At 37.8% G+C, this 20198-nt stretch carries 17 protein-coding genes; 6 read left to right on the plus strand and 11 right to left on the minus strand.

Annotated features, from left to right (window positions below; genetic code table 11):
• Positions 1 to 35 precede the first annotated feature (35 nt).
• The 3 genes from ACR1PO_RS20220 to ACR1PO_RS20230 all read right to left on the minus strand — a co-directional run bounded on the left by ACR1PO_RS20220 (position 36) and on the right by ACR1PO_RS20230 (position 3079).
• Entirely contained in the window at positions 36 to 527 is a 492-nt protein-coding gene (locus tag ACR1PO_RS20220) for a hypothetical protein (protein WP_433987966.1), read from the minus strand.
• An 84-nt stretch (positions 528 to 611) separates the two neighbouring features.
• A complete protein-coding gene (gene metK, locus ACR1PO_RS20225; RefSeq protein WP_433987967.1) occupies positions 612 to 1892 on the minus strand; it encodes a methionine adenosyltransferase in 1281 nt (426 codons plus the stop codon).
• Between the two features lie 236 nt (positions 1893 to 2128).
• On the minus strand, positions 2129 to 3079 hold the full coding sequence (locus ACR1PO_RS20230) for a LysR substrate-binding domain-containing protein (RefSeq protein WP_193546727.1): 951 nt from the start codon (positions 3077 to 3079) through the stop codon (positions 2129 to 2131).
• Positions 3080 to 3211: 132 nt separating this feature from the next.
• Here ACR1PO_RS20230 and ACR1PO_RS20235 point away from each other — a divergent pair, with 132 nt between their 5' ends.
• From ACR1PO_RS20235 to ACR1PO_RS20255, 5 genes are all read left to right on the plus strand, one after another.
• Positions 3212 to 4699, plus strand: coding sequence for a catalase (locus ACR1PO_RS20235; RefSeq protein ID WP_332388986.1), 1488 nt, complete (start codon positions 3212 to 3214; stop codon positions 4697 to 4699).
• 105 nt (positions 4700 to 4804) lie between these two features.
• The gene (locus tag ACR1PO_RS20240) at positions 4805 to 5572 is read left to right on the plus strand and encodes an enoyl-CoA hydratase/isomerase family protein (protein ID WP_433987968.1); all 768 of its coding nucleotides are present in this window, start codon (positions 4805 to 4807) and stop codon (positions 5570 to 5572) included.
• 53 nt (positions 5573 to 5625) lie between these two features.
• Positions 5626 to 6048 (plus strand): deoxycytidylate deaminase, encoded by a 423-nt coding sequence (locus ACR1PO_RS20245; protein ID WP_002983800.1) that lies wholly within the window; start codon positions 5626 to 5628, stop codon positions 6046 to 6048.
• Positions 6049 to 6054: 6 nt separating this feature from the next.
• Positions 6055 to 6969 (plus strand): site-specific tyrosine recombinase XerD, encoded by a 915-nt coding sequence (gene xerD, locus ACR1PO_RS20250; protein WP_002983801.1) that lies wholly within the window; start codon positions 6055 to 6057, stop codon positions 6967 to 6969.
• Entirely contained in the window at positions 6966 to 7478 is a 513-nt protein-coding gene (locus ACR1PO_RS20255; RefSeq protein WP_433987969.1) for an NUDIX hydrolase, read from the plus strand. Before xerD ends, ACR1PO_RS20255 begins: the two co-directional genes overlap by 4 nt.
• A gap of 92 nt (positions 7479 to 7570) precedes the next feature.
• On the opposite strand, the gene ACR1PO_RS20260 is transcribed toward ACR1PO_RS20255, so the two are convergent.
• The 8 genes from ACR1PO_RS20260 to ACR1PO_RS20295 form a co-directional block, all read right to left on the minus strand.
• Positions 7571 to 8029 (minus strand): heme-binding domain-containing protein, encoded by a 459-nt coding sequence (locus ACR1PO_RS20260; protein WP_433987970.1) that lies wholly within the window; start codon positions 8027 to 8029, stop codon positions 7571 to 7573.
• A 3-nt stretch (positions 8030 to 8032) separates the two neighbouring features.
• Complete coding sequence (locus ACR1PO_RS20265) at positions 8033 to 9847, minus strand: Ig-like domain-containing domain (RefSeq protein WP_433987971.1); 1815 nt, start codon at positions 9845 to 9847, stop codon at positions 8033 to 8035.
• Between the two features lie 25 nt (positions 9848 to 9872).
• Positions 9873 to 11135 carry a serine hydrolase domain-containing protein gene (locus ACR1PO_RS20270; RefSeq protein WP_433987972.1) on the minus strand — a complete coding sequence of 421 codons (1263 nt, stop codon included), beginning with the start codon at positions 11133 to 11135 and terminating at the stop codon, positions 9873 to 9875.
• Between the two features lie 169 nt (positions 11136 to 11304).
• Entirely contained in the window at positions 11305 to 12234 is a 930-nt protein-coding gene (locus ACR1PO_RS20275; RefSeq protein WP_332388981.1) for a 2-hydroxyacid dehydrogenase, read from the minus strand.
• A gap of 164 nt (positions 12235 to 12398) precedes the next feature.
• Positions 12399 to 12941, minus strand: coding sequence for an acyl-CoA thioesterase (locus ACR1PO_RS20280; RefSeq protein WP_002983813.1), 543 nt, complete (start codon positions 12939 to 12941; stop codon positions 12399 to 12401).
• On the minus strand, positions 12929 to 13681 hold the full coding sequence (locus ACR1PO_RS20285) for a hypothetical protein (protein WP_433987973.1): 753 nt from the start codon (positions 13679 to 13681) through the stop codon (positions 12929 to 12931). The genes ACR1PO_RS20280 and ACR1PO_RS20285 overlap by 13 nt, the downstream gene beginning before the upstream one ends.
• 216 nt (positions 13682 to 13897) lie before the next feature.
• The gene (locus ACR1PO_RS20290; protein ID WP_433987974.1) at positions 13898 to 16015 is read right to left on the minus strand and encodes a TonB-dependent receptor; all 2118 of its coding nucleotides are present in this window, start codon (positions 16013 to 16015) and stop codon (positions 13898 to 13900) included.
• A gap of 318 nt (positions 16016 to 16333) precedes the next feature.
• A complete protein-coding gene (locus ACR1PO_RS20295) occupies positions 16334 to 17104 on the minus strand; it encodes a WG repeat-containing protein (protein ID WP_433987975.1) in 771 nt (256 codons plus the stop codon).
• A gap of 287 nt (positions 17105 to 17391) precedes the next feature.
• Here ACR1PO_RS20295 and ACR1PO_RS20300 point away from each other — a divergent pair, with 287 nt between their 5' ends.
• Entirely contained in the window at positions 17392 to 20175 is a 2784-nt protein-coding gene (locus ACR1PO_RS20300; RefSeq protein WP_433987976.1) for a bifunctional aconitate hydratase 2/2-methylisocitrate dehydratase, read from the plus strand.
• Positions 20176 to 20198 lie beyond the last annotated feature (23 nt).

Raw genomic sequence — 20198 nt, forward strand, 5'->3', positions numbered from 1 at the left:
ATTATTAAATTTTATAGAGAAAAATCTAAAAAAAATCATTTAAACATGTCATGAATAAACACGGTAGGGATATTTAATGTAAAATTAATATTAAGTCCTTTCATCTCTTTCCCATTCAATCGGGTATCTCCGATAGGAAAAGCATATCCGCCTGTAAGGTCAAGCATCCCAAATAAGGTAACTCCGATTTTGGGAGCAATGTATTTACTGGTTCCTTCAACTCCTGCTAAAAAGTAATATGAGTGATAGAAATCTACATTTTTTTCAAAATTAAGCAGGACATCAGCCTGCAGTTTCGGCATGATGGCAAATTTGGAACCCACAGATCCCATCAATGCAGAACCTCCCAATCTGTATATCACATCATCATTTTTAAGAAAAAGCAATTTACCTCCTACTTCACCAAAACTCTGATTCTGGTAGGTATATCCCACACTGATCATTTTATGCATGGTATATTGAGCTTTAACAGCCGTACTCAGTAAAAACAAAGACAGGATGGCAACTACAGTTCTAAAATTCATCATCTTTTTATATTATAAGGTGTAAAATTAAAAAAAACTGCCTTATCCAAAGATAAAGCAGTTCATTTATTATTGTTTAAAGAGAAATTAAATTCCAAAAGCGGCTTTAATCTCCTCTACTTTGTCAAGTTTCTCCCAGGTGAAGAATTCAAGATCTTTCAATGTAAGCTCGTTTTTATGTCCTTTATTGAACGTTTTATCTGCTACATAATGCTCTTTACCCATATGCCCGTAAGAAGCTGTTTCCTGATAAATAGGATTTCTTAATTTTAAGTTCTGCTCAATAGCATAAGGTCTTAAATCAAAAATAGCAGAAACTTTTTTCGCGATATCTCCATCATGCAGATCTACTTTTGCCGTTCCATAAGTATTGATGTATAAACCACAAGGTTCAGCTACTCCAATGGCATAAGAAACCTGTACCAAAACTTCGTCTGCAACTCCTGCTGCCACTAAGTTTTTAGCAATATGTCTTGTTGCATACGCAGCACTTCTGTCTACTTTAGAAGGGTCTTTTCCAGAGAAGGCACCACCACCGTGAGCTCCTTTACCTCCGTAAGTATCCACGATGATTTTTCTTCCGGTAAGACCGGTATCTCCGTGAGGTCCTCCGATTACAAATTTCCCTGTAGGATTGATATGATATTTGATCTGATCGTTAAATAAAGCTTTGATTTCTTCAGTTTGCTGTGCAACAACTCTTGGAACTAAAATATTTTTGATATCCTCACGGATCTTGTTCAGCATTTCTTCTTCAGTTCCAAAGTCATCATGCTGGGTAGAAACTACGATAGAATCAATTCTGATAGGTTTGTGGTCATCAGAATATTCAATAGTAACCTGGCTTTTCGCATCAGGACGAAGATAAGTGATCTCTTTATTTTCTCTTCTGATGGCAGAAAGTTCTTTCAGGATTGTGTGGGCAAGATCCAGTGCTAGAGGCATATAGTTTGCCGTTTCATTAGTTGCATATCCGAACATCATTCCCTGGTCTCCGGCACCCTGAGCATTTGCTTTAGCTTCGAAAGACTCATCATTTACAGCTCTGTCAACTCCCTGGTTGATATCAGGTGACTGTTCATGGATGGCAGAGATCACTCCGCACGAATCTCCATTGAACATATATTCTCCTTTTGTATAACCGATTCCGTTGATTACTTCTCTGGCAATGGTCTGTACATCAAGGTAAGCATCTGATTTTACTTCTCCTGCCAATACCACCTGTCCGGTAGTTACAAGAGTTTCACATGCTACTTTTGAATCTTTATCATATGCTAAGAAATGGTCGATTAATGCATCGGAAATTTGATCGGCAATTTTATCCGGATGTCCTTCTGAAACTGATTCAGATGTAAATAAATAAGACATATAATTCTTTTGTTTTTAAAGATTTAAAATAGTGTTTGCGAAAAATATGAATGAAATTGCCCAGAAAAAAGAATACTGTTTTAGCATTTTTTTATAGAGGTTGCAATCAGGTCAAATTTTTCCTCGTAATAAACGTCAGCAAATTTAAGTACTATTTTCGTAATACTCAAAAATTTTGTTTATTAATTACACTTTTATTTAAATTGATGATTTCTATCACTTTAAGGCATTTCCTGTTACTGAGGCTTAATGCTTACAAATTCTTTCGGACTTTCGTGATAATTCAGTTTAAGTTCCAAAGAACTCTTGATAGAATGTGATAATTCATCAATGATTTTTTGCTTGAAAGTAGGCTTATAATAAATAATACTGATCTCGCGATATGGGAAAGGTTTTTTGAATCTGAAAACATTTTTCTTCTGCTCTTCGGAAAGCTGGCTTAGTGCAAGCTCCGGCAGAATACTGATCCCTCCTACTTTATCCACCATATGCACCAAAGTCTGAATATTGGAAGCTAAAAAGTCTAAATTCTTAGGCTTTAATGTATTTTCTTTCAGGTGGCAGATATTTTCAAACTGATTTCTCAGACAGTTTCCTTCCTCCAGCAGCCATACTTTTTCTACATTCAGATCTTCCGGAATGATGTATGAATTTTTCTTATTGGCTTCTGTGTTGGAACTGTAGATCATCAGCTCTTCGTTGAACAGGAAATCCTGATAAAACTCATCAGCAGTATCATAAGGAGTAGAGATAATTCCCGCATCCAGTTCTCCTGCTTTCAAAGCTTTAATAATATTATCAGTGGTCATTTCTTTTACATTCATCTGGATCTTTGGATTATCCTCCAGGAATTTGAAAATTTCCGTTGGCAGAATGAAAGAAGAAACAGTAGGGATGATCCCCAGATTAATGGTTCCTCCCAGAATATTATTCAAAAGGTTTGCTTTATTCTTCAGCTCATTCACAGACTCGATAATTACTTTTGCCTGATCGATAATCTGAAGGCCAACATCCGTAGTACGAATCGGATGAGTTGTCCTGTCGAAAACCTTCACATCCAGTTCATCCTCAAATTTCTGTATCATGGCACTTAACGTAGGTTGGGTAATAAAACACGCCTGAGCGGCTTTACCAAAATGTTTATACTTATCAACAGCGATAAGATACTCCAGTTGCTGAATGTTCATTTGATTAATATTATCTATTACAAAGATATAACGTTTTTGCTATTAGCAATTAAAAATTCAAGTAAATTTGATATTCACTACCTTTACACTTGGATTTAGAAAAGAAAAACAATTATTCAAATCATCAATTATATGGATTCTAAAAAATTAACGTTAAGTAACGGAGCGCCTTATTATGAGCATCAGGATTCCCAGACGGTAGGACCAAGAGGCCCGGTATTGCTGCAGGACTTTATTCTCCAGGAAAATCTTGCACACTTCGTTAGGGAAAGAATTCCTGAAAGGATTGTGCATGCCAAAGGAAGCGGAGCTTATGGAACTTTCACTGTAACACACGATATCAGCCAGTATACCAAAGCAAAACTGTTTTCAAAAGTAGGAAACTCTTGCAGAATGTTTGCCAGATTTTCTACAGTAGGAGGCGAAAAAGGAAGTGCAGATACAGCAAGAGATCCAAGAGGTTTTGCTTTAAAATTTTACACTGAAGACGGAAACTGGGACCTTGTTGGAAACAACACGCCTGTTTTCTTTATTAAAGATGCCAAAAAATTCCCTGATTTTATTCATACCCAGAAAAGAGTTCCGAAAACCAATTTAAAAAGTGCCACCATGATGTGGGATTTCTGGAGTTTAAACCCTGAATCTCTTCACCAGGTCCTCATATTAATGTCAGACAGAGGAACTCCTTATGGATACAGGCATATGCATGGTTTCGGGTCTCATACCTTTTCTATGATCAATGACAAAAATGAGAGAGTATGGGTAAAATTCCATTTCAAAACAAAGCAGGGCGTAAAAAATTTCACAGATGAAGAAGCTGTAAAAATGGCCGGTGAAAACCCGGATTTTGCACAGGAAGATCTTTGCAATGCTATTGAAAACGGTAATTTCCCGAAATGGACGATGTACATTCAGGTGATGACAGAAGAACAGGCAAAAGATTTCAGATGGAATCCGTTTGATGTAACAAAAGTGTGGTTCCATGATGATTTTCCTCTGATTGAGGTAGGAGAAATGGAACTTAATGAAATTCCTGTCAATTATTTTGCCCATGTGGAACAATCTACTTTTTCACCAAGCAGCCTGATCAACGGAATCAGTTTTTCCCCGGACAAAATGCTGCAGGGAAGATTATTCTCTTATCCTGATGCGCACCGTTACAGAGTGGGCGTAAACGCTCACCAGCTGGAAGTAAACAGATGCCCTTTCGCTGTTAATAATTATCAGAGGGATGGTTATATGGCGGACTCAAGCCACTATCAGGACAAACCGAATTATCACCCGAACAGCTTTGATGATATTAAGCCTGACCCTTCTTATAAAAACTACGAATATGAGTTAGACAGTGCTCATGTTGCCAGCTACAACAGAAATGATAATGACAGTGACCACTATACCCAACCGGGACTTTTGTACTCAAAAGCAATGAATGCGGAGGACAGAGATCATCTGATCAAAAACATCGTGGGTAGTATGAACGGTATCAGCGGGCCTAAAAGAGACGAGATTATCAACCGTCAGCTATGTCACTTTTTCCGTGCCAACATTGAGCTTGGCATGAAAGTAGCTTCTCAGCTAAATGTCAATATAGATGCAAATATGATGAATCATTCCAAATAATCATATTGAATAATAAATTAAAAAAAAGGAAAAAAAAATAATATTTTTTCCTTTTTTTTGTAAAAAATTCATAATTTGCAAAGGATGATATTTTAAAGTGGAAAAATGAGTTACGAGAATATATTATTAAAAAAAGAAGATAAATTATCTATTATTACCATAAACAGACCTGAGAGTTTAAATGCTTTAAATGCAAAAACCATTCAGGAAATCAGTACCGCACTGGATGAGCTTAATGCTGATACTTCCTGCAGGGTAATTATCCTTACCGGAAGTGGAGAAAAATCTTTTGTAGCGGGAGCTGACATCAAGGAATTCAGCGAATTCGGACAGGAAAGAGCGGAAGAACTTGCAAGAAACGGACAAAATACATTGTTCAACAAAATTGAAAATATGTCCAAGCCTGTGATTGCTGCCGTTAACGGTTTTGCATTAGGAGGAGGTTTGGAGCTTGCCATGGCATGCCACATCAGATATGCATCTGAAAACGCCAGATTAGGGCTTCCTGAAGTAACTCTCGGTTTAATCCCGGGTTATGGAGGAACTCAAAGGCTTCCTAAGCTTGTAGGAAAAGGTATTGCCAACGAAATGATCTTCTCGGCCAAAATGATCCCTGCCCAAAAAGCAAAAGAGATCGGACTGGTGAATGAAGTATACCCTATTGGAGAATTATTAACCAAAACAAAAGAATTAGCAAACACTATTGCCTACAATTCACCAATGGCAATATCAAAGGCAATAAATGCCGTGAATCTGTCTGACACGGAGAAAGGTTTTGAAACTGAAATTAAATATTTCGGAGAACTTTTTGAAATGGAAGATAAGAAAGAAGGAGTTACTGCGTTTCTAGAGAAGAGAAAGCCGAACTTCTAATCTTTCTAAAAGACTTTAATCCAAATTATTTCGAAAAAAAACAATGCTGCGGTATGAATAAGTTTGATAAAGCTTATCTAAAAATGGCTCAGGAATGGGCAAAACTCTCCTACTGTAAGAGAAAACAGGTGGGAGCTCTTATCGTAAAAGATAGGATGATTATTTCAGATGGTTACAACGGAACTCCTTCGGGATTCGAAAACTGCTGTGAAGATGAAGAAGGGAAGACACACTGGTATGTATTGCATGCTGAAGCCAATGCTATATTAAAGCTGGCCGCTTCTACTCAATCTGCAAAAGGGGCAACGTTATATCTGACGCTGTCTCCCTGTAAAGAATGCAGCAAGCTGATCTTACAGGCAGGAATTACAAGACTGGTGTATATTAATGAGTATTCGGATGACGATGGAATATCGTTCCTGAGAAACCATAACATTGAAATAGAACAAATATCGGACTGTGAACTAAAAAAATAAGCACAAATGACTTGGGATGAAAAGATCAAAGATTTTGAAATATTTCTTCGTTTCGAAAGAAATTTTTCAGAAAACACGCTCGACGCCTACGTTCGGGACATTAAAAAATTAAAAGATTACGCAGAAGAGGATCTGGAAAACGTCGGTCCGGACTCTATCGCCTACGAAAACCTGCAGGAATACATTTTCAATCTTTCCAAACAGAAATTCAGTGAGAGATCACAGGCAAGATGGATATCCTCTATCAAGGCCTTTTTCAAATTTCTGCTTGAGGATGAATACCGCGAAGATAACCCTGCGGCGCTGCTTGAAGGCCCTAAACTGGGATTATATCTGCCTGATACTTTAAGCCTTCCTGATATCAACAAAATTATTGCTGCTATTGAGGTCAATACAGATCTCGGAAAAAGAAACCAATGCATCATAGAGGTATTATATGGCTGCGGGCTTCGTGTTTCTGAACTTATTGATCTGAAGATCTCCAATATCAACTTCAAAGAGCAGTACATCAAGGTACACGGAAAGGGAAACAAAACCCGTTTTGTTCCTTTAGCCGACTATACTGCGGATCTGCTTGACAGTTATATCAAAGAAGTACGTTCTAAAGGTAAAATCAATAAGAAATATGAAGACACCCTGTTTTTAAACAGCCGTGGAACATCCATGTCCAGAGTGATTGTATTTCTTATTATTAAAGAACTTACAGATAAAGCAGGGGTTAACAAAAAAATATCTCCACATACTTTCAGACATTCATTTGCAACCCATTTATTACAGAATGGGGCAGATTTGCGTTATATCCAGGAAATGCTGGGACATTCCAGCATTACGACAACGGAGATCTATACGCATCTGAAAACTGAAGAATTGAGGGATGTTATTTTGAGTTATCACCCGAGAAACATTAATATTACTCAATGAAAATATTGAAATATTGCCCGAGCTGCGGCAAGGAGTCCTTACACTGGGATGGCGAAAAAAAATGGAGCTGCCCGGAATGCGGTTTTACTTTGTACAATAATGTGGCAGGCGCTGTAGCCGTTGTCATCAGATGTGGAGACGAAATATACCTTACCCGAAGAAACAGGGATCCCAAAAAAGGAAAACTCGATCTTGCAGGAGGATTCGTAGACCCTAAAGAAAGTGCAGAGGAAACCTGTAAAAGGGAACTTTTTGAAGAACTTCAGCTTGATATCGATATTTCCAACCTGAAATACCTTACCAGCCTTCCTAATGTATATCAATACAAAGAAATTGATTATAATACGATTGATCTCTTTTATGAATACAATGTTTCGGAAAAGTTTGAGGTAAGCCTTGAACTCTCCGAGATCTCGGAAGCCATCTGGGTTCCTGTACAGGATCTTGATCTTGAAGATATCGCTTTTGATTCTCAGAAGAGATTTTTCAAGAGCTATTTAGAAAAATAATTTTTGTAAAAATCCTCCCGCAGATTTTACAGATCAGGCAGAATATAATATGCTTAGTTTGTAAAATCTGCGGGAGTTTTTTATTGCAGAGCCTAATAAGTTTTGGTTTTCAGCATTTCTTCAAAATACTGAGTCAGTAATGCTCTTTCCGCTTCTGAAAGACCGGCTTCTTTATGATAGACTATGTAACCAGGCATTGGCATCGTCCTGTTGCGGATTGTCTGGATAGATTGGGTAAGCATATTCTCTTTCAAATCTTTGTTATATGTTCCCCAGACAGAAAAATTAAGATGTTCCCTGCCTTCATTCACGTGACTTTTCACAGACCATGAAACGGGAGCTATAAAAGCATATTTCGGATAAACCGTCTCATTGGAATGACAGTCATAACAGGCATTTTTAAGCAGTGTCCTGACCTTTTCCGGAGTTTTCCTTGCATCAACAAAGTTAACAGCAGCATCAACAGGTTTATTGGTCCTGTCAATAGGAAAAAACTGAATCAGTGCAAATGCAACCAATGTCCAGAATAGTATTTTCTTAGCGGTCTTCATTGCTTACTTAGCTGGAGTTAAAACGGCATTACCTGATTTAAATTCTTTTTTCAATACGGGTTTGGCTGCCTTAGATTCAGCAGGTACCGTGGTTTCCGGCACGGAAGCTGGAGCAGGTGTTGGAGCTGGTGTTGCAGGCGTTGGTACTGATGTCGATGATTTCGGGCTATCAAGTGTTCTCGTATCTTTCAGATCCCAATCTTCTCTTGTTTCCCATAATCCTCTTACGATCACTTTTTTATAGAAGATATAAGCATCTTCAGCAAAAATGTCATTGGCGAAATCTGCTTCATCCCAATATTTATTTCCGTTATTATCTACAAGAATTCTTACGATATATTCTCCGGGTCTCAGAATATCAAACTTTATCCTATCTCCTTTTGTGTATTTCTGATAGGCTACCTTATCTGAAGAATCGATCAGCTGTATCCAATAGTTGGCTTCAGGAGCATTCGAAATGGAAAATTCAACACTTCCGAACTGGTCTACTTTGGCAACATCAAAATCGAAACGTTTTGACTGGGAATTTTTTGCAAAGAATGAAGATACAGTTTCTTTAGGGACAGTAAGCTCATAGCTTTTCCCCATTACAAAATCGGATTGAACTAAGATCTGGTAAGGGTTTGTTTCTGAGATTTTAGCATTAAACGGTATTGTTGTCAAACTGTCTCCTTTAGCTCTTAAAGTCCATTTTGAAGGGTCAATTTTATCAATAATATAGTTAGATGCAATTTTTAAATCTGCCTTTGGAGCAATTGAAGTACCATCGTTATCACTGAAGACATCCATGGCGTTTTTCTTATTATATCTGTAAAACAAAGAAACGCTGTAGGCACTGTCTTTTTTCGGACCTTTGTTGTGGGTGAAAATCAGTTTTTCATTAGCATCCTGCCCTACATTATCTTTTACGGCATCAAACCATATTCTGACAGAATCGGATTTCGGATGATGTGTTATTTTGACATCTTTCAGTTTTTCGTTCAGTGACTGTACTTTCACTTCATCAGGATTACCTTCGAACGTCATTAAAACTCCTCCGGCAATTTCTTTCATTTCTACATATTTCACCGGTTTTCTGGAAGGATAAACTTTTAGATTTAACCCTGAAATTGATTTCTCAACATTGACAGGATCTTTCTGGAAGCCTACTTTTTCTTTGCCCGGATCATACATGGAATTACCGTTCTCATCTTCAAAGGCTATAATTTTATATTTCCCGGGAGTCAGATAGTTTAATTCATAATATCCGTCTTCATCTACCTTTGTAATATAGTAAGGCTTTTTCTTGTAATCCATTGTATCTTTCACCTGATACAATCCAACTACCAGTTTATTTTCAGTAGTTGTACCGGCTTTCTTTTTGGTATCCAACGCGTCTTTTACTTCACCACTGATGTAAAGATCATCCAGTTTATCCCCTGTAGAAAAGGCAAAATTGAAATATCTCAGAACATTAGACTCATTATTATCAACAATTGAGTTCCCGAAATTGAAATTGTAGGTAGTGTTGGCCTGGAGGGTATCCGTCCACTGAATCAGCACAAATTTGTTGGCTATATTCGAAGGAAGGATTCTCGTTATTCCCTTAATCGGGGGTGAAATAATCAGATTTTTATTGATATCCTTCAATGTCACATATTCGTCAAAATCCAGACGGAGTTCACGGATATCTCTTTTGACATTAATTCTTGTGGTATCAATGTTTGAGCTTAAAAACTTCGGTGCCAGAGTATCTTTAGGCCCACCAACAGGTGATCCTACTCTTGCACATGAGTGTACAAGAAAACAGATAACAAATAATAAAAGAAACCTTTTCATGAAAATGTTTAAGCAAAAGTAAACATTATTCTCCAAAAACTTCCTGTCCGGAATTCAAAGAATCTTTATTATCATTCATCACTGTATGAAGCTTATCTTTCTGCAAAGGGAAATCTTCGAATAATCCTGATAAAGCAAGGGCTGTATACACTTTGTTTGAATATTTGTTTCCAATGGCCACAATGGTCACTTTAGATTTTAAAAGATGGGCAAATACAGAGTTTGTACCGTGCCACCATCCATTGTGATAAGTCAGTTTTTCACCATTGTCAAATATTTTCATTCTGAATCCTAATCCATAGTTATTCATTCCTGCTTTTTCATTGCTGTAAGGGGTGAATACCATCTGCATCAGTTCCGGCTTCAGGAAGTTCTTTGAAAACATTGCTTTTGAGAAGTTGTACAAATCTCTTGGTGTTGTGTACACATTTTTATCTCCGTAGATAAGATCCAGCCTGTCTAAAGGATAAAGTTTATTTCCTCCGTAATAGAAAGACTGTGAAGCGGTAGGAATATCTTTTTCCTGGAAAATGTAAGTATTATTCATTTTCAATGGTGTGAAGACCATTTCTTTCATTGCCTGGGGAAAAGGAGTTTTGGTCACTTTTTCAATTAACAGGGCTAATAAAGCAAAGTTTGTATTACAGTACATAAATCCTGTATCCGTATCTCTTGCCAGATCAGGTTTGTATTTGATAATCATATTCAATACATCCTGATTGGTAATGAACGGTTTGGAAAGCTCTGCCGGAGCCGGCTGTATTTTGGTGATAAAGTACTCATATTTCGGAAGGCCGCTTCTTTGATCCAGTAAAGTTTGTACAGTAACATTCGGGTATGGAAATCCCGGGAAAAACCCGGTAAGGTGATCCGTAAGTTTTATCTTTCCGGCCTCTATCAGCTTCATCATCGCCATTGCTGTCAGGGTCTTTGAAACGGAAGCTACATGCAGAGGGGTATTTTTATCAATCGGCATCTGGTTTCCTTCTCTTCCGAATCCTCTGTAATTTTCATATAAAATTTCATCACCCTTGGCAACAAGAATTCCGCCACTCAGATCAGCTCCTTCCCATACTTTTTTGTAATACTGATCTATATAATTTACCGTGGTCTGTCTGTTCAGAAGCTGTCCGTCACCCTTCGTGAAAACATTTCCAAGATCTACATTTCCGTAATTAGGGAGATTGGTGGTATTTTCTGCTGAAACTTCTTTAGCTTCAGACTTTTTTTTACAGGAAAACAGAGATAATAAAACAGTTAAGATAAGTACTAAATTACGCGTCGTCATGAGATTCAAAAATGAGCGGCAATTTAATAAAACTCAAAATAAATAATAAACATGAGCCGGATATTATGAATTATTTAACATACATGAATGGAGAGTTGCAAAAATAAAAAAGACGAATTCACTCTTTTGCAAATCCGCCTTTTACCTTTTATTGCTTCACAATACTTGTCTAGCAATGCGAAGCTACAATTTTATCTACAATAAACTGAGCCAGTTTTTCTTTACTCTGGTGTGTCCAGCCGGCAATGTGCGGTGTTACAATGGCTTTTTCAGATTCGAGAAGATACTTTAAATCTTCATTTTCCGCTTCCAGATGTTCGAAAGAAGACTTTTCATATTCCAATACATCCAGACATGCGCCTTTTACTTTTCCGCTTTTCAACGCTTCTACTAAATCTTTAGTTTTCACGTTTTTTCCTCTTGCTGTATTGACAAAGTAAAAGTCGTTTTTCATTTCTGCAATGAAGGTTTCATCAATAAGGTAATGCGTTTCCGAAGTCAGAGGAATATGTAAGCTTACAACTTCCGCAGACTGTTTCAGCTCATCCAGTGAAACCTGTGTTGCAAATTCATCTGAAAGTCCCGGAAGGATATCGTGGAAAATCACTTTACATCCGAATCCGGAAAGCCTTTTGGCAGTTGCTTTACCCATATTTCCATATCCGATCAGCCCGACTGTTTTTCCTAACAATTCATCACCTCTGTTTTCTTCACGCTTCCAGATCCCGCTTTTCACTTCCTGAGAGGCGATAAAAAGCCTGTTCATGATAACAAGCAACATCCCCACCACGTGTTCGGCTACCGAATCTCTGTTTCCTTCCGGAGAATTGATCAGTTGAATTCCCAGCCTTTCAGCGACAGGAATATCTATATTTTCCATTCCGGCTCCTACTCTGGCGATAAACTTCAGGTTCTTCCCTTTTTCCAGAAAGTTCTGATCTAATGGAATACGGCTTCTGATGATAATTCCGTCATAGTTTTCAATTTTATTACAAACCTCATCGTACGACGATGTAAAATCCTCTTCCAGTATGAAATTTTTAGCAAGCAGCTGTTCTGTGATAAGAGGATGGTTTTTATCTAAAAGAAGTATTTTCATTTTGTATAAATGATTTTAGAGATAGGAACAGATTCCTAAATGATTACAATTTTATTATACCGCTAAGTTCGAAATTTCTGAAAAAACAAATGCTTTTAAGCTCGCAAAGGCGTTAGCACTCAGCAAAGTTTAAAAGCATTTCTATTGATAAAGTATATAAGTTTTTACTTTTTATCTTTCTTAGACTCCTGCGGCTCTTGGAATAACTTTTTAAGTTCTACAGATTCCAAAGGTTTCATTCTTCCGGAAAGGATCAGTGAAAGTTCTTTTCTACGGAATGCAGCAGCAAATCTTTCTTTTTCCTCATCTGTTTCAGGAATCATTTCAGGAATAGGAATCGGACGGTTGAACTCATCCACCGCAACGAAAGTATAAATCCCTGCATTGGTGTGTACTTTCTTCTGATTGATCGGGTCATCCAACCATACATCCACATATACTTCCATCGAAGTAGAGAATGCTCTGGAAACTTTAGACTCCAAAACCACTACACCACCCTCCGGAATCGGATGATTAAAGGATACGTGATTTACGGAAGCTGTTACTACTCTTCGCTCACAGTGTCTTGCTGCAGAAATAGACGCACAACGGTCCATTTTTGCCAGAAGCTCACCACCGAAAAGGTTTCTTAAAGAATTGGTTTCGTTCGGAAGAACGATATTGGTCATAATAGTCAGGGATTCTGACGCTTTTTTTATTTTTGCCATCTAGTCTTAGTGTTGTTTTGGACAGCCGGAGCAGATTGTTTTACTTTTCCAGCGGGTTTTACTAATGAATCTTTTTTCAAAGAATCTGAAACGGGTGTTTCCGGGGTATGTGCCATCACTTTCACCGTATCTTTTACAATTCTGTGGGTAGAGGTCTGTACGGAAACATTATTAAAAGATTTTTTTCCAAAAAGAAGTTCCTGCTGGGTAAATGCCAGGTATAAAATTCCCAGAACCGGAATAATCAGAAGGAAAATCCAGAGAATTGTTTTTTTGAATTTAAAATCTTTCTCGCGGTTAACTGTAGTATTTACTTTTTCCCCGTTATTGATATCTGAAAACCGGATCTCTTCCAGTCCGTAAAAATCCGGCCGGCCGGATTCTATTCTTTTTCCTTTGAAATGAGTATGCCCTTCTTCAATGAAAACGGTTCCAAGGTTTTGAATTTCAAGAACCTGCTCAGCCTGAAGTTTTTTCTTCCAGAAATCAGTCTGGATTTTAAGATCACTCCTTGAAGCTTCCAGGGACATCTGTTTCTGTTCTGCGATAAAAGCAGTAAGATCTTCGGCCTGTAATTCATAGTCTATGGTAAATTCTATCTGACTGGCCGGAGGTAAGATGCTCCCGTTTTCGGAATTGATAATTGCCTTAGAATTTTTCAGTGAAAACACCCCAAAGCCTGGAACTGTGGCAGTTCCAAATTGTTTTAAGTATTCTAAAATGTATGCTGAAATATTCATTTGGCAGCAAATTTATAACTTTTTCATGACTTTTTGTAATATTTAACGGATATAAAAAAGACTGCCGAAACAGTCCTTTGATTATTCTGTATTAAAACAGATATACGGTTATTTAAACTTCTTTTTTTAAGCTTAAAAAGGGTAAATCTGCTAAAAGGCAAAAAGGCCGATTGTAAATTTAAATATCTTTATATCCGGTCTTTGCAATTTTACCAGTTACTGAATTTTCCAGCTCACCCCAAACATGAAATTCGTTCCTGCCTGTGAAAAATAATAAGGCTGTCCTTCATAAACTGATCCGTTGTTGACATATTTTTTGTTGAACAGGTTATTCACCAGAAGTTTTAAGGCAATTTCATTATTGGCAATTTTAAACTGGTACTGCGCATTGAAATCTGTCAGGAAATAATCTTTAAGCTGAAGATTTGAATCTTCCGTATTGTCAAGATATTGCTTTCCCACATACTGATTCATTAAGGCAAACTGGAAGTTCTTTGCAGGGCTGAATTTTAAGCCTAAATTGGCTATCACATTCGGTGAGAAAGAAATCTGGGTATTCCCGAGACTTTTAGGCACATCTCCATTCTGAATATTAAAATCCTGGTTTCTGTTCTGGCTCAATGTGACGTTACCGGAAACTTCCCATTGCCTGGATAGTTTTGCCAAAGCACCAACCTCAATACCTCTTCTGTAGCTCTTCCCTGAGTTTGTTCTGATAAATGCTCCTACATTATTCAATTCTCCATTCAAAACCAACTGATTAACATAATACATGTAATAGACATTCGCAGTCAATGACACTATTCCGAACTGTTTTTCAAAACCGGCTTCAACATCGTGGAGCTTTTCTGCTTTCACATCATTATTGGCCATCAGATCATCTCTGTTCGGCTCACGGTGAGCATGAGCGTATGAAAGGAATATTTTACCGCCGTCAATTCTGTAATTCACTCCGGCTTTTGGATTAAAGAACAGCCAGTTTTTGCTTAAATCTGCTCCTTCATCATCACCTGCTGTCAGGATTTTGGTATTGTAGTTGATTTTCCTAAGCTGTAAATCACCAAAAAATTCGAAATTATCCAGTCTGAATAATGCCTTTGCAAAGCCTGAAACCTCATTTTTCACAGAACGGTTTCTGTAGTATTCACTTTCATCAATCTGAGGAAAGAAAACACCGGTAACATTTCCATAATGCCTTCCATAATATTGATTGGCTACAGCACCAAAGTTCAGGTCCAGATTTTCGAACTTCCCGTACAATGTGGAAACAATTCCGTAAAAATCGTTATTCAGCCATTTTTTTCTGATGAAATCTGAATATTTTACTGTTTCTCCCCCTTCAGTAATGTCCGGCAGATTGTATCTTGAGAAAGGATCTCCCTGTTTGTAATTTTCGTAATATCCTTTTCCTTTTGTATAATGAAATGTGGTTTCAAGATTCCAACGGTCATTGAATTTCTGTTCCCAAAGTAACTGATAATGGTTTTGTCTGTAATTATCGGTTTCGTTGTCGTAGAAGCCTACAATATTTTCCCAGCTGGCATCATATATTGCTCCCGAAATATTGAATTTCGGATCGGTTTCCCACGTTTTACGGTCAATCCCGTTCCATGCCTGATAGGTTTTCTCTTTTCCTCCGAAGGCCATTAGGCGCAGTTTTGTATTTCCTTCCTCAAATAAAGCCGTAAAATTATAGGAATGTAAATTGGAAGAAGCCCTGTCAATATAGCCGTCAGAATGAATATGCGTATATCTTCCCATTACGGAAAGACGGTTTTTCCAGAATTTCCCGGAACCTATTTCTGCTGAATATTTGTAAGTATTAAATGAGCCGTAGCTGTCATCTGTTTTAAAGTAAAACTTCTCTTCAGGGTCTTTAGAAAGCACATTAATACTAGCCCCGAAGGCAGAAACACCATTATTGGAAGTTCCGACCCCTCTCTGAATCACAATTTGTGAAGCAGAACTGGTTAAATCCGGAACGTTGACAAAAAAGGTTCCCTGGCTTTCTGAATCATTGTATGGAACACCATTCATCATTACATTGATTGCACTTCCCGAGACACCACGGATTCTGAACCCGGTATATCCTACTCCGTTCCCTGCATCTGAAGTAGAAATAATGGAAGTTTGATTTTTCAAAAGAATAGGGAGATCCTGTCCCAGGTTTTTCCCGTCCAGATCTTTCTGCACGTTGATGATTTCCTTCGCTACCGGCAGTCTTTTGGTAAAGTTGACCGCTTCAATTTCCCTTATTTTCAGGGAATCTTTATCCTGAGCCTGGATAAATGCTACAGAGCCTATACTAAGCCCTAAAAAAAATAATCCTTTCATTCTATAAATCTTGACATTTAATGAATAAAAGGGGCGGATTAAATAATGCAGCAATTTTATTAATTTAACAGTCTAGCAATGAGAATGGGTACATTGTTATCCTGTTCATTGGTACATTTTCAAAATTCCCTAAACAGCATTACCTGTTCCAGGTTCATTGGGTATAATCTCAGCCTGTTAAAGCACCCCTTTATTTCAGGTGCAAAATTACAAAAAATATATGAGATCGAGGTGCGCGGTGCGGGATATTGGGCTGCGGGATAAAAATACCATGAAAAAACAGGAATTATCAGATGTATCAATTATCATTTATATTTCCTAGTACGTTTTATTATTGGCATCAATATAATAGTAATTCTGTCCGTCTTTTGTCACTTCAAACATCTTGCCCAGTTTCCAGCTGAAATTTCTTTTAATATTGGCATATTCAAATGGAATGATGATTTTATTGTTAACATCAATAACCCCGAATTTATCATTATGGGAAGCTACAATCATAGGATTAGTAACATCATCTCCTTCCAGGATAAAGAGATACTGATATTGAGGATAGATCTGATATTGCCTGTAATCCGCTGCATTCACGAATTTTGATTTTTCTATGATTCCGTAAAAACCATTGAGAATATAGGCCTGGAATAACTGCTGCTTATATTCTTCGAATTTACATTTTCCAAAGTCTGCTTCTTTAAATTGATACACTCTCTTTCCTGACTGGTCTATCCTGTAAGAAACCATATCTTTTTCTACGGTTGCATAATTTTTTGTCCCGAATTTTCTCACTTTTTCGTTGGGTGAATTCAGAAGGTTGCAGTCTTCATAAAAAAATACAGCAATATGATATTCCGGCTGAATGATGAATTTTCCGTTTTGGTTTACATACCCAAACTGGTCGCCTTTCTTTTTAGGGATCAAAACAGGGAGATCCTTATTAATGATCACCAGATCGGGATTCGGTTTATTGGCTGCACCGGCTTTTTTAGCCGTAGTTTTTGTACTTTTTTTCACACCCGTTTTCTTCACAGATTTTGTCTGCGAGAAAACGAAAAACGAAATAAAAACACACAAAACATTCAGGAAATTTTTCATATTCTCCATTTGTTAACAAAAATACGGCCAAAAATAGATATTATAAAATTCATATTTATAAAGAATCTAAATAATTTCACTCTTATAAAATACTAAAATTTCGTAATTTTGGGAACATTTTGAAATGTTTGATAATTTTAAAAAACTTTTAAAAAAAGTGTAGATTATGCTGACTTTATTCGGTTAATGTTGCGTCAAATGCGAGAACTCAAAATGTCATTAAACTGTATTTATACAGACCGGTAAAGAAAAGGCAGGCTACCTTTAATTTTGAAAGACCTTCTATTATGAGTATTTATAAGGATTACATCAAAGAAATTGAAGAAAGAAAAACCCAGGGGCTGCATCCAAAGCCTATTGATGGTGCTGAATTACTAAGCGAAATCATTACACAAATTAAAGACTCAGGTAATCCTGACCGACCGGATTCTCTTAAATTTTTTATTTATAACACACTACCCGGAACAACAAGTGCAGCGGGAGTAAAAGCTAAATTTTTAAAAGAAATTATTCTGGGGGAATCCGTAGTAGAAGAAATTTCTCCGGCATTTGCTTTTGAATTATTATCCCATATGAAAGGCGGGCCTTCTATTGAAGTGCTTCTGGACCTTGCTTTGGGTAATGATCCTGCTATTGCTAAAGAAGCAGCTAATGTTCTTAAAACGCAGGTTTTCCTTTATGAAGCAGATACAAACCGTCTGAAAGAAGCCTTCAACAGCGGTAACGAAATTGCAAAAGAAATCATCGAAAGCTATGCAAAAGCTGAATTCTTCACTCAACTTCCTGAAGTTGCCGAAGAAATCAAAGTAGTAACCTATATCGCTGGTGAAGGAGATATCTCTACAGATTTACTTTCTCCGGGTAACCAGGCTCATTCAAGATCAGACCGTGAACTTCATGGTAAATGCATGATCACTCCTCAGGCTCAGGAGGAAATTAAAGCTTTACAGGCAAAACATCCTGATGCAAGCGTTATGCTTATTGCTGAAAAAGGCACAATGGGTGTAGGCTCATCAAGAATGTCAGGAGTAAATAACGTTGCTCTCTGGACAGGAAAACAAGCCAGCCCTTATGTACCTTTCGTAAACATCGCTCCAATCGTAGGAGGGACAAACGGTATTTCTCCAATCTTCCTTACCACAGTAGACGTTACCGGAGGTATTGGGATCGACCTTAAAAACTGGATAAAGAAAGTAGATGAGAACGGAAACCCTGTTCTTAACGAAAACGGTGAACCCATTCTTGAAGAAGCTTATTCTGTAGCAACAGGAACAGTTTTAACAATCAATACAAAAGAAAAAAAATTATACAACGGAGATAAGGAGCTTATCGACCTTACAAAGTCTTTCACTCCGCAGAAGATGGAATTCATCAGAGCGGGTGGTTCTTATGCCATTGTATTCGGTAAGAAACTACAGACATTTGCAGCTCAGCTTTTAGGAATTGAAGCGCCTGCTGTTTTTGCTCCATCAAAAGAAATTTCTCATGAAGGACAAGGGCTTACTGCTGTAGAAAAGATCTTCAACAGAAACGCTGTTGGAGTAACTCCAGGAAAAGTATTACACGCAGGTTCAGATGTTCGTGTAAAAGTGAATATCGTAGGCTCACAGGATACCACGGGTCTTATGACTGCTCAGGAACTTGAATCTATGGCCGCAACCGTAATCTCCCCTACTGTAGATGGTGCTTACCAGTCGGGATGCCACACGGCTTCTGTTTGGGACAAAAAAGCACAGGCAAATATTCCGAAGCTGATGAAATTCATGAACGAGTTCGGTCTGATTACAGCCCGTGACCCGAAAGGTGAATACCATGCCATGACTGACGTTATCCACAAAGTTCTTAACGATATCACTGTAGACGAGTGGGCTATCATTATTGGTGGTGACTCTCACACAAGAATGTCAAAAGGAGTCGCTTTCGGAGCTGACTCAGGAACTGTTGCCCTTGCATTAGCTACCGGTGAAGCATCTATGCCGATCCCTGAATCTGTAAAAGTAACCTTCAAAGGTACTATGAAAGAACACATGGATTTCCGTGATGTGGTTCATGCAACGCAGGCTCAGATGCTGAAGCAGTTTGGAGGAGAGAACGTATTCCAGGGAAGAATCATTGAGGTTCACATCGGGACACTTCCTGCTGACCAGGCATTTACATTTACAGACTGGACTGCTGAGATGAAGGCAAAAGCTTCTATCAACATTTCCGAAGATAATACATTAATCGAATCACTGGAAATCGCCAAAAACAGAATCCAGATCATGATCGATAAGGGTATGGATAACCACAATAAAGTTCTTCAGGGATTAATTGATAAAGCCAACAAGAGAATTGCAGAGATCAGATCAGGAGAAAAACCTGCCCTGACTCCGGATGCAAACGCTAAATATTATGCTGAAGTAGTTGTAGATCTTGATGCTATCGTTGAACCAATGATTGCTGACCCGGATGTAAACAATGAAGATGTTTCCAAAAGATATACCCACGATACCATCAGAGATCTTTCTTACTATGGAGGTGAGAAAAAAGTAGACCTTGGTTTCGTTGGATCCTGCATGGTTCACAAAGGAGACCTTAAGATCGTTTCCCAAATGCTTAGAAACCTTGAAAAACAACAGGGAAAAGTAGAATTTAATGCTCCGCTTGTGGTGGCAGCTCCTACCTATAATATCATTGATGAATTAAAAGCAGAAGGAGACTGGGAATTATTAGAAAAATATTCCGGATTTGAATTTGACGACAATGCTCCAAAAGGAGAAGCGCGTACAGAATATAAAAATGTAATGTACCTTGAGCGCCCGGGATGTAACCTTTGTATGGGTAACCAGGAAAAAGCAGCTAAAGGAGATACCGTTTTAGCAACTTCTACCCGTCTTTTCCAGGGAAGAGTTGTTGAAGATTCTGAACGTAAGAAAGGAGAATCCCTGCTTGCATCTACTCCGGTTGTGGTATTATCTGCAATTATCGGTAGGATTCCTAGCATCGATGAGTATAAAGCAGCCGTTGAAGGCATTGATCTTACAACGTTTGTACCTTCTATTAAAGAACTGACAAGTACAAGCGCTCACTAAGAAAATTAACAAATAAGTCGCAA

Source organism: Chryseobacterium amylolyticum (assembly GCF_051011775.1).
Classification (GTDB): domain Bacteria; phylum Bacteroidota; class Bacteroidia; order Flavobacteriales; family Weeksellaceae; genus Chryseobacterium.

What these genes read in the sequence shown, in the direction of transcription:
- ACR1PO_RS20230 (WP_193546727.1), bottom strand. Translation starts at nt 3,079, where the DNA reads ATGAACATTCAGCAACTGGAGTATCTTATCGCTGTTGATAAGTATAAA.
- metK (WP_433987967.1), bottom strand. Translation starts at nt 1,892, where the DNA reads ATGTCTTATTTATTTACATCTGAATCAGTTTCAGAAGGACATCCGGAT.
- ACR1PO_RS20300 (WP_433987976.1), top strand. Translation starts at nt 17,392, where the DNA reads ATGAGTATTTATAAGGATTACATCAAAGAAATTGAAGAAAGAAAAACC.
- ACR1PO_RS20290 (WP_433987974.1), bottom strand. Translation starts at nt 16,015, where the DNA reads ATGAAAGGATTATTTTTTTTAGGGCTTAGTATAGGCTCTGTAGCATTT.
- ACR1PO_RS20275 (WP_332388981.1), bottom strand. Translation starts at nt 12,234, where the DNA reads ATGAAAATACTTCTTTTAGATAAAAACCATCCTCTTATCACAGAACAG.
- ACR1PO_RS20245 (WP_002983800.1), top strand. Translation starts at nt 5,626, where the DNA reads ATGAATAAGTTTGATAAAGCTTATCTAAAAATGGCTCAGGAATGGGCA.
- ACR1PO_RS20255 (WP_433987969.1), top strand. Translation starts at nt 6,966, where the DNA reads ATGAAAATATTGAAATATTGCCCGAGCTGCGGCAAGGAGTCCTTACAC.
- ACR1PO_RS20260 (WP_433987970.1), bottom strand. Translation starts at nt 8,029, where the DNA reads ATGAAGACCGCTAAGAAAATACTATTCTGGACATTGGTTGCATTTGCA.
- ACR1PO_RS20285 (WP_433987973.1), bottom strand. Translation starts at nt 13,681, where the DNA reads ATGAATATTTCAGCATACATTTTAGAATACTTAAAACAATTTGGAACT.
- ACR1PO_RS20280 (WP_002983813.1), bottom strand. Translation starts at nt 12,941, where the DNA reads ATGGCAAAAATAAAAAAAGCGTCAGAATCCCTGACTATTATGACCAAT.
- ACR1PO_RS20295 (WP_433987975.1), bottom strand. Translation starts at nt 17,104, where the DNA reads ATGAAAAATTTCCTGAATGTTTTGTGTGTTTTTATTTCGTTTTTCGTT.
- ACR1PO_RS20265 (WP_433987971.1), bottom strand. Translation starts at nt 9,847, where the DNA reads ATGAAAAGGTTTCTTTTATTATTTGTTATCTGTTTTCTTGTACACTCA.
- xerD (WP_002983801.1), top strand. Translation starts at nt 6,055, where the DNA reads ATGACTTGGGATGAAAAGATCAAAGATTTTGAAATATTTCTTCGTTTC.
- ACR1PO_RS20270 (WP_433987972.1), bottom strand. Translation starts at nt 11,135, where the DNA reads ATGACGACGCGTAATTTAGTACTTATCTTAACTGTTTTATTATCTCTG.
- ACR1PO_RS20240 (WP_433987968.1), top strand. Translation starts at nt 4,805, where the DNA reads ATGAGTTACGAGAATATATTATTAAAAAAAGAAGATAAATTATCTATT.
- ACR1PO_RS20220 (WP_433987966.1), bottom strand. Translation starts at nt 527, where the DNA reads ATGATGAATTTTAGAACTGTAGTTGCCATCCTGTCTTTGTTTTTACTG.
- ACR1PO_RS20235 (WP_332388986.1), top strand. Translation starts at nt 3,212, where the DNA reads ATGGATTCTAAAAAATTAACGTTAAGTAACGGAGCGCCTTATTATGAG.